Origin of the sequence: Mycobacterium sp. URHB0044 (assembly GCF_000620625.1) — a bacterium.
Taxonomy (GTDB): domain Bacteria; phylum Actinomycetota; class Actinomycetes; order Mycobacteriales; family Mycobacteriaceae; genus Mycobacterium.
Window position 1 is genome coordinate 312,965 of sequence record NZ_JIAW01000006.1, and the last position, 12,140, is coordinate 325,104.

11 protein-coding genes and 1 tRNA gene are annotated in these 12,140 nt (G+C 68.5%); 9 read left to right on the forward strand and 3 right to left on the reverse strand.

From position 1 onward, the window contains the following. Positions 1 to 2: 2 nt before the first annotated feature. On the reverse strand, positions 3 to 3,668 hold the full coding sequence (gene mfd / locus N536_RS0115405; RefSeq protein ID WP_029114423.1) for a transcription-repair coupling factor: 3,666 nt from the start codon (positions 3,666 to 3,668) through the stop codon (positions 3 to 5). Between the two features lie 34 nt (positions 3,669 to 3,702). Then, entirely contained in the window at positions 3,703 to 4,293 is a 591-nt protein-coding gene (locus N536_RS0115410) for a TetR/AcrR family transcriptional regulator (RefSeq protein ID WP_029114424.1), read from the reverse strand. Positions 4,294 to 4,421: 128 nt separating this feature from the next. On the opposite strand from N536_RS0115410, the gene N536_RS0115415 reads away from it, so the two are divergent. The 8 genes from N536_RS0115415 (at position 4,422) to pth (ending at position 10,352) form a co-directional block, all read left to right on the forward strand. Next, positions 4,422 to 4,493, forward strand: a tRNA-Gln gene (locus N536_RS0115415). A gap of 19 nt (positions 4,494 to 4,512) precedes the next feature. Further along, positions 4,513 to 5,991, forward strand: a complete 1,479-nt coding sequence (glmU, locus tag N536_RS0115420) for a bifunctional UDP-N-acetylglucosamine diphosphorylase/glucosamine-1-phosphate N-acetyltransferase GlmU (protein ID WP_029114425.1) — start codon at positions 4,513 to 4,515, stop codon at positions 5,989 to 5,991. Positions 5,992 to 6,093: 102 nt separating this feature from the next. Beyond that, a complete protein-coding gene (locus N536_RS0115425; RefSeq protein ID WP_029114426.1) occupies positions 6,094 to 7,074 on the forward strand; it encodes a ribose-phosphate diphosphokinase in 981 nt (326 codons plus the stop codon). After that, complete coding sequence (gene arsC / locus N536_RS0115430; RefSeq protein WP_029114427.1) at positions 7,074 to 7,418, forward strand: arsenate reductase (glutaredoxin); 345 nt, start codon at positions 7,074 to 7,076, stop codon at positions 7,416 to 7,418. Before N536_RS0115425 ends, arsC begins: the two co-directional genes overlap by 1 nt. Further along, complete coding sequence (locus N536_RS0115435; protein WP_029114428.1) at positions 7,415 to 8,071, forward strand: LpqN/LpqT family lipoprotein; 657 nt, start codon at positions 7,415 to 7,417, stop codon at positions 8,069 to 8,071. Before arsC ends, N536_RS0115435 begins: the two co-directional genes overlap by 4 nt. 14 nt (positions 8,072 to 8,085) lie before the next feature. Beyond that, the gene (locus N536_RS0115440; protein ID WP_029114429.1) at positions 8,086 to 8,952 is read left to right on the forward strand and encodes an oxidoreductase; all 867 of its coding nucleotides are present in this window, start codon (positions 8,086 to 8,088) and stop codon (positions 8,950 to 8,952) included. A 144-nt stretch (positions 8,953 to 9,096) separates the two neighbouring features. Continuing rightward, complete coding sequence (locus tag N536_RS0115445; protein ID WP_029114430.1) at positions 9,097 to 9,765, forward strand: 50S ribosomal protein L25/general stress protein Ctc; 669 nt, start codon at positions 9,097 to 9,099, stop codon at positions 9,763 to 9,765. Between the two features lie 8 nt (positions 9,766 to 9,773). Beyond that, the gene (gene pth, locus N536_RS0115450) at positions 9,774 to 10,352 is read left to right on the forward strand and encodes an aminoacyl-tRNA hydrolase (protein ID WP_029114431.1); all 579 of its coding nucleotides are present in this window, start codon (positions 9,774 to 9,776) and stop codon (positions 10,350 to 10,352) included. Positions 10,353 to 10,464: 112 nt separating this feature from the next. Here the strand turns inward: pth and N536_RS0115455 are convergent, their stop codons facing one another. Then, positions 10,465 to 11,508 carry a 4Fe-4S binding protein gene (locus N536_RS0115455; protein WP_029114432.1) on the reverse strand — a complete coding sequence of 348 codons (1,044 nt, stop codon included), beginning with the start codon at positions 11,506 to 11,508 and terminating at the stop codon, positions 10,465 to 10,467. Between the two features lie 111 nt (positions 11,509 to 11,619). Between N536_RS0115455 and N536_RS0115460 the strand changes: the two genes are divergently transcribed. Then, complete coding sequence (locus N536_RS0115460) at positions 11,620 to 12,138, forward strand: DUF6611 family protein (protein ID WP_029114433.1); 519 nt, start codon at positions 11,620 to 11,622, stop codon at positions 12,136 to 12,138. Positions 12,139 to 12,140 lie beyond the last annotated feature (2 nt).

Consider the following 12,140-nt stretch of genomic DNA (forward strand, 5'->3'; position numbering starts at 1 on the left):
GGTCATCGGGTTCCTCTGCTCTTCGCGCGGGCGCTCACCGCGTCGCCGCCGAGGTTGGTTATATCAACATCCGTTTGCGGTTTGCCATCCAGCGCCAGTAGCAAACCTGCCACGACGTTCACCAACTCGACGTCCCGAATTCGTGGCGCGCCGATGCCCGTACCGACTCGAGGGATCGGCAACACGACCGTCGACGTCGTCGCGCGGAACGTCGCACTGGGATACATGCGCTTGAGCCGTAGTTGCTGGGAGTCCATCAGCGGCAGCGGCGCAATCCGCACCGACGCCTCGCCCACGGCGGCGACTTCCGTGACGCCGTACTCGCGGCACAGCAACCGCAACCGGGCAAGTGCGAGCAACCGTTGGGCGGGTTCGGGCAGCGGCCCGTACCGGTCGACGAGCTCCTCGACCACAGAGGCGATGCCGGCCTCGTCGGGAGCGGCGGCCAACCGGCGGTAGCCCTCCAGCCGCAACCGGTCACTGCCGATGTAGTCGGGCGGCAGGTGCGCGTCGACCGGTAAATCGATGCGGACCTCCTTCGGTTCCTCAACGGCCGCAACGGTTTCCCCGTCGACCACGGCGCGGTAGGCCTCCACGGCCTCGCCGACCAGGCGCACGTAGAGGTCGAAGCCCACGCCGGCGACGTGACCGGACTGCTCGGCGCCGAGCACGTTGCCTGCGCCACGGATCTCGAGGTCCTTCATCGCCACGGCCATGCCCGCGCCGAGCTCGTTGTTCTGCGCGATGGTGGCCAGCCGGTCGTACGCCGTCTCGGTCAGCGGCACCTCGGGCGGATAGAGCATGTACGCGTAGCCGCGTTCCCGGCTGCGACCCACCCGGCCGCGCAGCTGATGTAGCTGCGACAGGCCGAACGTGTCGGCGCGCTCGACGATCAGCGTGTTGGCGTTGGAGATGTCCAGGCCCGTCTCGACGATCGTCGTGCAGACCAGGATGTCGTAATCGCGGTTCCAGAACCCCTCGACTGTGCGTTCCAACACTTCTTCCGGCATCTGCCCGTGCGCGACGACGACGCGCGCCTCCGGCACCAACGCGCGCACCTTCGCGGCCGCGGAGTCGATGGAGCGCACGCGGTTGTGGATGTAGAACGCCTGCCCGTCGCGCAGCAACTCGCGGCGCAGCGCCGCAGCCACCTGCTTGTCGTCGTGCGGCCCGACGTAGGTGAGCACCGGGAAGCGTTCCTCGGGTGGCGTGAGGATCGTCGACATCTCCCGGATGCCTGCCAGGCTCATCTCCAGCGTGCGCGGAATCGGGGTGGCGCTCATGGTCAGCACGTCGACGTGGGTGCGCATCGACTTGATGTGTTCCTTGTGCTCGACGCCGAACCGCTGTTCCTCGTCGACCACGACCAGGCCGAGGTCCTTCCACGTCACACCGGTCTGCAAGAGCCGGTGGGTGCCGATCACGATGTCGACCGAGCCGTCCTTCATGCCCGCCAGCACGGCCTTGGATTCGGCAGGGCTGGTGAACCGCGACAGCCCCTTCACGGTCACCGGGAACCCGGCCATCCTGGCCGTGAACGTCTGCAGGTGTTGGTCGGCCAGCAGCGTCGTCGGCACCAGCACGGCGACCTGCTTGCCGTCCTGCACCGCCTTGAACGCCGCGCGCACCGCGATCTCGGTCTTGCCGTAGCCGACGTCGCCGCAGATCACCCGGTCCATCGGAACCGGTTTCTGCATGTCGGACTTGACCTCGGTGATGGCGGTCAGCTGGTCGACGGTCTCGGTGAACCCGAACGCGTCCTCCATCTCGGCCTGCCACGGCGTGTCGGGGCCGAAGGCGTAGCCAGGCGCGGCCTGCCGCTTCGCGTAGAGGGCCACCAGCTCCCCCGCGATCTCGCGCACCGCGCGGCGCGCCTTGGTCTTGGTGTTGGTCCAGTCGCTGCCGCCGAGCTTGCTCAGCGACGGCTCGGCACCGCCGACGTAGCGCGACAGCTGATCCAGCGAGTCCATCGGGACGTAGAGCTTGTCGGAGCCGCCGCCGCGCTTGGCCGACGCGTACTCCAGCACCAGGTACTCGCGCCGCGCGCCGCCGACGATGCGTTCGGTCATCTCGACGAACCGGCCGATGCCGTGCTGATCGTGCACGACGAGGTCGCCGGCGGTCAGGGCGAGCGGGTCGACGACGTTGCGCCGCTTGGCGGCCAGCCGCTTGCCCTCGGTGGCGTTGGCGCGGTTGCCGGTCAGGTCGGTCTCGGTGATGACGACGAGGTTCGCGCCCGGCAGCACCACACCGTCGCGCAGCGGTCCCCGCAGGACGCCGACCACGCCCGGTTTCGGCGAGGCGCCCGGCTCGAGCATGGCGGCGGGAACGTCGGCTTCGCCGAGTTGCTCGACGACGCGGTGCGCGGTGCCGGTGCCTGGCGTGACGACGGCGGCCAGCCCGCCCGTCGCGATGTGCGCCCGCAGCATCGCGAACATCTCGTCGAGGTCGTGCTGTTGCCCGCGCGCCGACGGGGCCGGGCGGATGTCCACCTCGATGGCCGACTCGTTGGAGAGCTGGCTGAGCGTCCACCACGGATGCCCGGTCTCGATGGCGCTGGCGCGGGTGTCCTCGAGTTCACGGAAACCGGAACCGCCCAGCTGCTCGACGTCGATGGGCGCGTCGCCGCCGACCGCGGCCACCGACCAGGACGCCTCGAGGAATTCGCGGCCGGTCTTGATCAGGTCGCCGGCGCGCGTGCGCACCTTCTCCGGATCGCACACCAGCACCGGCGTGCCCTCGGGCAGCAGATCGTGCAGCAGCGCGAGGTCGGTCGGCCGCAGTACCGGCAGCAGGGCCTCCATGCCGTCGACCGGGATGCCCTCGGTGAGCTTGGCGAGCATGTCGGCGACGGTGCCGCTGACGCGGTTCTCCACGCTCGGCATCTCGGCCGAGAGCGCGGCGGCCCGCTGGCGCACCTCGTCGGTGAGCAGCAACTCGCGGCAGGGCACGGCGATCAGCGTGTCGACGGCGATCTCGGGGATCGAGCGTTGATCGGCGACGGCGAACATCCGCATCTCGGACACCTCGTCGCCCCAGAACTCGACGCGCAACGGGTGCTCGGCCGTCGGCGGGAATACGTCGAGGATGCCGCCGCGCACCGCGAACTCGCCGCGCTTGCCGACCATGTCGACGCGGGTGTACGCCAGGTCGACCAGCCGCGCGATGACGTCATCGAAGTCCGCTTCGGCGCCGACGGTCAGCGTCACCGGCTCGATGTCGGCGAGGTCGGGCGCCATCGGCTGCAGCAGCGAGCGCGCCGTCGTCACCACCACCCGCAGCGGCGGGCCCAGCCGGGCGTCGTCGGGATGTGCCAGCCGGCGCAGCACCATCATCCGGGCGCCGACGGTCTCCACGCCCGGTGACAGTCGTTCGTGCGGCAGCGTCTCCCAGGACGGGAACATCGCGACGGCGTCACCGAGGACGCCCTTCAGCTCGCCGGCCAGGTCGTCGGCCTCGCGCCCGGTGGCGGTGACGACGAGCAGCGGACTGGTCCTGGCCAGCGCGGCCGCGACGAACAACCGCGTCCCGATGGGACCGACCATGGCGAGCTCGGCGGGCCGCTCGGCGGCGCGGTCGATCAGATCGGTGAACGTGGGAGCGGTCAGTGCCAGCTCGACGAGCCCGGCAATCGGGGTTTGGACAGACGTGTGCCCCGGTGCGGTCATGATGAAAGCCATTCTACGGTGCGCCTTCTCGGCGTCACTCCTGCAGCCGAGGGTCGGCCTCGAGGTGGGTGAGGCCATTCCACATCAGGTTCACCAGGTGCGCGGCGACGACTTCCTTCTTCGGCTCCCGGGTGTCCAGCCACCACTGCGCCGTCATCGACACCGATCCGACCAGAGCCTGGGCGTACAGCGGCGCGAGCTCGGGGTCCAGGCCGCGGCGGGAGAAGTCGCCGGCCAGGATCGACGCCACTTGCGAGACGGCATCGTTGAGCAGGCTGGAATAGGTGCCCGACGTGATGCTGGCCGGGGAGTCGCGGATGAGGATCCGGAAGCCGTCGGTGCGCTCCTCGACATAGGTGAGCAGGGCCAGCGCGACCCGCTCCACGCGCACCCGGGACCTGTTGTTGGTCAGCGACGACGTGATGCCATCGAGCAGCGCCGACATCTCGCGGTCCACCACGACGGCGTACAACCCCTCCTTGCCGCCGAAGTGTTCGTAGACGACGGGCTTGGACACGTTCGCGCGCTGGGCGATCTCCTCGATGGACGTGGCGTCGTACCCGCGTTCGGCGAACAGCGACTTGGCGATCTCTACGAGCTGCTGACGGCGCGCGGTACCGGTCATCCGGGCACGAGGTGCGCGCGGTTCTTTCTCCGGAGCTGCCACGGCCTGAGCGTAATCCCCCGCTCGGCGCTGCCCATGCGCCGAGCGTGACGAGCCTCGTGGGCGTTCGACTAAAGTCTTTCCGACAGTCCGTCGTGGTGTAATCGGCAGCACCTCTGATTTTGGTTCAGATAGTTCAGGTTCGAGTCCTGGCGACGGAGCCCGCGCACGGGAGAGGTTATGACGACAAGAGGCGAAGCCGCCGTCATCGTCCTGGCGGCCGGGGCAGGCACCCGGATGCGCTCCGACACCCCGAAGGTGCTGCACACGCTGGCGGGCCGCAGCATGCTGGCACACACGCTGCACGCCGCAGCCAAGGCCGCTCCACAACACCTCGTCGTGGTGGTCGGACAGGACCGCGACCGCGTGTCCGAGGCCGTCAACGCATTGGCCGAGGAGCTCGGCCGCCGGATCGACATCGCGGTGCAGGACGAACAGCTCGGCACCGGCCATGCCGTCGGGTGCGGGCTGACCGCGCTTCCCGACGACTTCGACGGCACCGTCGTGGTGACTACGGCCGACGCGCCGCTGCTCGACGCGGACACGCTGGCCGAGCTGGTCGACGCGCACGGCGCCGAATCCGCCGCGGCGACCGTGCTGACCACCACCGTGCACGACCCGACGGGCTACGGCCGCATCCTGCGCACCCAGGACGGCGAGGTGATCGGCATCGTCGAGCAGGCCGACGCCACCCGGCAGCAGCAGGCCATCAGCGAGATCAACGCGGCGGTCTACGCGTTCGACAACGGGGCGCTGCGCTCGGCGCTGAGCCGGTTGAGCTCGGACAACGCCCAGCGGGAGCTGTACCTGACCGACGCCATCTCGATCGTGCGGCAGGACGGGTACGTGGTGCGGGCCCGCCACGTCGACGACAGCGCGCTGGTCGCGGGCGTCAACGACCGGGTGCAGCTGTCGGACCTGGCCGCCGAACTCAACCGTCGCATCGTGGCAGGCCACCAGCGGGCCGGTGTCACCGTCATCGACCCGGCCACCACGTGGATCGACGTCGACGTCACCGTCGGCCGCGACACCGTGATCCGGCCAGGCACGCAGCTGCTGGGCGCCACGCACGTCGGCGCGCGCTGCGAGATCGGGCCGGACACGACGCTGATCGACGTCACCGTCGGCAGCCAGGCGTCGGTGGTCCGCACGCACGGCTGCGAGTCGTCCATCGGCGACGGCGCGACCGTCGGCCCGTTCACCTACCTGCGGCCCGGCACCGAGCTGGGCGCGGACGGCAAACTCGGCGCCTACGTGGAGACCAAGAACGCCGTCATCGGCAAGGGCACCAAGGTTCCGCACCTGACGTACGTCGGCGATGCCGAGATCGGCGAACACTCCAACATCGGCGCCTCCAGCGTGTTCGTCAACTACGACGGAGAAAGCAAGCGCCGCACCAAGATTGGCTCGCACGTGCGTACCGGATCGGACACCATGTTCGTCGCGCCGGTCACCATCGGCGACGGCGCGTACACCGGTGCGGGCACCGTGGTGCGCGACGACGTGCCACCGGGAGCCCTCGCGGTGTCGGCCGGTCCGCAGCGCAACATCGAGGGCTGGGTCGTGAACAAGCGGCCCGACAGCGCCTCCGCGGAGGCCGCTCGCAAGGCAACAGCGGCCCGCAGTGACGACTCCGAAGACGACTCCGAAGACGACTGATCCGTCGTCCGTTGTTGGCAATCTGGTAACCCGGCAACGCGGTGCGGGCAACCGTACGTACCATTGCCCCGTATCGATCCCCCACCGCGAAAGCAGCTCTAAGTGGCCACGGACTGGACCGACAATCGCAAGAACCTGATGTTGTTCGCCGGGCGGGCGCATCCGGAGCTGGCCGAGCAGGTGGCCAAGGAGCTCGACGTTCACGTCACTGCTCAGACCGCCCGCGACTTCGCCAACGGTGAAATCTTCGTCCGGTTCGAGGAGTCCGTGCGCGGGTGCGACGCGTTCGTACTGCAATCGCACCCCGCGCCGCTGAACAAGTGGCTGATGGAACAGCTGCTCATGATCGACGCGCTCAAGCGCGGCAGCGCCAAGCGCATCACCGCGATCCTGCCGTTCTATCCGTACGCGCGGCAGGACAAGAAGCACCGCGGCCGCGAGCCCATCTCCGCCCGGCTGATCGCCGATCTGTTCAAGACCGCCGGGGCGGACCGCATCGTGTCGGTCGACCTGCACACCGACCAGATCCAGGGCTTCTTCGACGGCCCCGTCGACCACATGCGCGGCCAGTCGCTGCTGTGCGGCTACATCGGGGAGAACTACACCGACCACGACATGGTGGTCGTCTCCCCCGACTCTGGCCGCGTGCGCATCGCCGAGAAGTGGGCGGATTCGCTCGGCGGCGTACCGCTGGCCTTCATCCACAAGACCCGTGACCCCAGGGTGCCCAACCAGGTGAAGTCGAACCGGGTGGTCGGCGACGTCAAGGGCAAGACCTGCATCCTGATCGACGACATGATCGACACCGGCGGCACCATCGCAGGCGCCGTGAACCTGCTGCGCCAGGACGGTGCGAGCGACGTGATCATCGCCGCCACGCACGGCGTGCTCTCCGACCCGGCCGCCGAACGCCTGGCCAATTGCGGCGCCCGCGAGGTCATCGTCACCAACACGCTGCCGATCGGCGAGGAGAAGCAGTTCCCCCAGCTGACCGTGCTGTCCATCGCGCCGCTGCTGGCCAGCACCATCCGAGCGGTGTTCGAGAACGGCTCGGTGACGGGACTGTTCGACGGAGAGGCGTGATGGGCGAGCCGGTCATCTACCACAACCCCAAGTGCTCGACGTCACGCAAGACACTGGATCTGTTGCGGGACAACGGGTATGAGCCAACCGTCATCCAGTACCTCAAGACCCCGCCGACGCGCGCACAACTGGTCGAGCTGATCGCGGACGCAGGCATCGAGGTCCGCGCGGCGGTGCGCAAGCGCGAGGCCCTGTACACCGAGCTGGGCTTGGCCGACGCGTCCGACGACGAACTGCTCGACGCGATGGCCGAACATCCGATCCTCATCGAGCGCCCCTTCGTCACCACGGACAAGGGCACGCGGCTGGCCCGCCCGATGGACTCCGTTCGCGAGATTTTGTGATCCGCTGGGTCCTGCCCGTCGTACTGGTCGTCTTCGCCGTCGCCGGCTGCGGACCCTCCTCGCCCGACTATCAGTCGATCTGGTCGACGTCGGCCACCACCACCGCGACGCCGACGAGCACCGAAGCGCCAGTCCCGCTTTCGACCTACCTGGAGAGCGTCGGCGTCACCGGAGCCCCGGTGGCGCCCGACAAGCTCACCGACATCACCGTCTCGATTCCCACGCCGCCGGGATGGACGCCATACACCAATCCCAACATGGCCCCGGGCACGCGCATGATCGCCAAGGGCGACACCTATCCGACGGTGATGCTGCTGGTGTTCCAGCTGTCGGGTGACTTCGACGTCAAGGAGGCGCTGAAGCATGCCGACGGCGACGCCCAGCGGTCGGAGAACTTCAAGCGTCTCAACGGATCCGCCGACAACTACCGCGGGTTCCCGTCGTCGATGGTGGAGGGCACCTACGACCTCAACGGCCGGCGGATGCAGACCTACAACCGCGTCGTCGTCGCCACCGGCACGCCCGTCAAGCCCAACCAGCCCGGGCAGAAGTACCTGATCCAGCTGACCGTGACGAGCTATGCCGATCAGGCCGCCGAGCAGGGCCCCGACATCGAGGCCATCATCAGGGGCTTCGTCGTCAAGCCCAAGTAACTACGCTGAGCGGCATGAGCGAATGGACCGCCGCCGACCTGCCCTCGTTCGCCGGCCGCACGGTCGTCGTGACCGGCGCCAACAGCGGACTCGGGGAGGTCACCGCCCGCGAGCTGGCGCGGGTCGGCGCCAGGGTGATCCTCGCGGTGCGCAACACCGGCAAGGGTGACGCTGCGGCGTCCGGCATGACGGGTGACGTCGAGGTCCGCAAGCTCGATCTGCAGGATCTGGCGTCGGTGCGGGAGTTCGCCTCTGGGGTCGACGGCGTCGACGTCCTGGTCAACAACGCCGGCATCATGGCCGTGCCGTACGCGCAGACCGTCGATGGGTTCGAGAGCCAGATCGGCACCAACCACCTCGGCCACTTCGCGCTGACCAACCTGCTGCTGCCCAAGATCACCGACCGGGTCGTCACGGTGTCGTCGCTGATGCACCTGATCGGCAAGATCAGCATCAAGGATCTGAACTGGAAGTCGCGGCCCTACTCGGCATGGCTGGCGTACGGCCAGTCCAAGCTGGCCAACCTGCTGTTCACCAGCGAGTTGCAGCGCAGGCTCGATGCCGCCGGTTCGTCGGTGAAGGCGCTGGCCGCACACCCCGGCTACTCCGCGACCAACCTGCAGGGCCACACCGGCAACCCGATCGGGACGAAGTTCTGGCTCGCCGCCAACCGGCTGGGCACCGACGCCGACTTCGGCGCCCGCCAGACCCTGTTCGCCGTGGCCCAGGACCTTCCCGGCGACAGCTTCGTCGGCCCGCGCTTCGGCATGCGCGGCCCCGCCGGGCCCACCCTCCGCAGCCCGCTGGCCACGTCGGCGAGCACCGCGTCGGCGCTGTGGGAGCTATCCGAGCAGCTCACGGGCACCAAATTTCCAGTCTGAGGTGCCGATGCGCTAGCCTTGCGGACGATCACGGCGAGGGTGGCCTACTGAGGACCACCGTTATCGACGGGAACCGCTCCGCAGCCCAGCTGCTTCGAGTCGCCCTTGCCGCGCCCACCAGAGACCGGCACAGGAGCACACACCATGGCCAAGACCAAGGCCCACCTCGCGAACAATCTCACCGCTGAAGTCCGCACCAAGACGGGCAAGGGCGCGTCGCGTCAGGCCCGCCGCGATGGCAAGGTGCCCGCCGTGCTCTACGGCCACGGCACCGAGCCACAGCACCTGGCGCTGCCGGCCCGCGAGTTCGCCGCCGTGCTGCGCAACTTCGGCACCAACGCGGTCTTGACGCTCGACATCGACGGCACCGAGGCGCTCGCGCTGCCGAAGTCGCTGGACGTCCACCCGATCCGCCGGTCCATCCAGCACGTCGACCTGATCATCGTCCGTCGTGGCGAGAAGGTCACCGTCGAGGTCAACGTCCTCGTCGAGGGTGACGCCGGCCCGGACACCCTGGTCAACCAGGAAGCCAACAGCATCGAGATCGAGTCCGACGCGATGTCGATCCCCGAGAGCCTGACGCTGTCGGTCGAAGGCTCCCCGGCAGGCACGCAGTTCACCGCCGCCCAGGTCCCGCTGCCCGACGGCGTCACGCTGATCTCCGACCCCGAGTTGCTCGTGGTCAACGTCATCCCCGCCCCGACCGCCGAGGACCTCGAGTCCGAGGGTGGTGGCGAGACCGCCGAGCCTTCGGGTCAGGCCGAGGCAGCCGGCGGGGCCGAGGAGTCCTCCGCCGAAGCCGGCTCCGAGTAACTCCCGTCGTGGCCGAACCGCTGTTGGTGGTCGGCCTGGGCAACCCCGGACCCAACTACGCCAAGACCCGGCACAACCTCGGCTTCATGGTCGCCGACATCCTTGCCGACCGCATCGGCTCGGGGTTCAAGGTGCACAAGCGCTCCGGCGCCGAGGTGACGACGGGCCGGTTGGGCGGCAAGTCGGTGGTGTTGGCCAAGCCGCGCACGTACATGAACGAGTCGGGTCGCCACGTCGGGCCGCTCGCCAACTTCTACTCGGTAGCGCCGGCCGACGTGATCGTCTTGCACGACGAACTCGACCTGGACTTCGGTCGGATCAGGCTCAAGTTCGGCGGCGGGGCGGCCGGGCACAACGGGTTGCGTTCGGTGTCGTCGGCGTTGGGTACCAACGACTTTCAGCGGGTCCGGATCGGCGTCGGACGTCCCCCCGGCCGCAAGTCGGGGGCGACGTTCGTGTTGGAGACCTTCAGCTCGGTCGAGCGGCCCGAGGTGCCGACCATCTGCGAGCAGGCCGCCGACGCGACCGAGCTGCTGATTCAGCTGGGCCTGGAGCCGGCGCAAAACACCGTGCACGCCTGGACCTGACGGCTGTTCTTTTGCGCGGTTGCGGCTTCCCCCTTTGCGCCGAGACTGCTGTCAGATCGCGAAAAGCGCGATTCGAGCGATCTGACAGCAGCGTCGATGCGGTGGTTCGGCGCTAGCTGGGGCGACCCCGGATGCCGCTGTCCACCACCTTCACGTCCTTGTGCGGGTAGCGGCGTTCGGCGTGTTCCTTGGCCGCCGAGTTCGGCAGCACGTACAGCGTCTCGCGCTTCTCCTGCAGGGGTTTGAGGACGAGATCCATGAAGCCCTTGCGGTCGTCGAGGTAGGGCTCGATGACGTCCTCACCGGCAGGACACACCGCCAGGCAGTACGCCGCCTTGTAGTTCGCCTTGAACGACAGGCTCTGCCACATCGATGCGTTCTCGGAATCGCTGACGCGGGAACGGAAGTCGGCGGCGTCGTCGCTGTCGGCGATCGTCTGCACCCAGTCGGTGAACCCGCCCATGAACTCGCGGTAGTTGTGCACCGAGCACGCGACGAAGTCGAAGTCGCCGTCCTTCTTGATCGCACCCACCGGGCAGGCGGCAACACACAGCTTGCACTCCAGGCACGGCGAATAGTCCAGTGGCTCACCGTAACTGGTGACCGGGGCGGCAACCAGAATGGTGCCGAGCAGGATGAAGTTGCCGAACTTCGGATGAATCACGTTGCGGTGGATGCCCATCACGCCAAGGCCGGACGCCACGGCCACCGGCTTGTGCGCCACCACCCAGATGCGGGCGGGATACTTGTCCATCTCCATCGGAAAGGACATCGACGGGTTGATGGCGCGGTAGCCCGCGTCCTGAAGTGCCCGCGTAACGCGGTGGGCTGCCTCGTTCATGATTTCGCCGCTGCGGTGGAATTCCTGATTGGCCACGCTGCGGGCGGTCGACCGGACGTTGTCGCGGTTCATCTTCACGACGAGCGAGACGTAGCTTTGCGTTCCCGGCAGCGCGGCATCGACGTGCTCCCTTTCCGACGCCAGGTCGGGATTCTCGACGCTGGCGAAGGCGACGTCGTCGGCCCCGGCGTCCAGGCACACCTGGCGCAGCCACTCCGCGTCGATCACGCCCGGCGGTTCCGTCCGGCGGGACATCACCTTTCGCACCGTGGGATGGTCGGCCAGGCGCGGCGGGATCTTGCGAGACGACGTCATGCAGTCTGAGTATAGTCAGCAATACTTAGAGGCGTAAAGCTCGAGGCCCGGCGCATCAGAATTGCGTGCGGGCCCCGCGTCACGGCGCTCACCGTGGGTACACCTGAAGGCATGAGCGACACGATGCACGAGCCGCGCTGGCGGCGAGTGCTCGACAGCGGCCGCACCTGGGGCTCGCTGGACGTTGCGCCGAGCCGCTACGGCGTCACTCGCCATCGGCTGGTGGTCTTCCCGCCGGGCATCTCCCCCGATGAACGGATACTGCTGCGGTTGTGGCGGTCCTGGCCGGTCTGGGGCACGGTGACCTGGCTGACGCTGGAGACCGTTCTGGTGAATGTCGTCGGCCCCGGTTCGGCGTTGGCCATCTCCTCCGGCGTCTGCCTGGGCGGCGGAGCGGTGGCCATGGCGCTGACGGGGGCCAACCGCGCCAAGGTCCACACGCTCACCGTCGTGCGGATGGCCGGGGTCGACGACGCGATGACCGCCGAGCTGTGCGCCGAGTTGTACCGACTGGCCGAGGAGCTTGCCGATGCCGACCGCCGGCTGGCCGACGGCGAATTGAGCGTCGTCGGCCACGAAGCCGTGGTGTGGCGGGTCTACGACCATCTCGCCGCCGGTCTGCGCTCCTGATT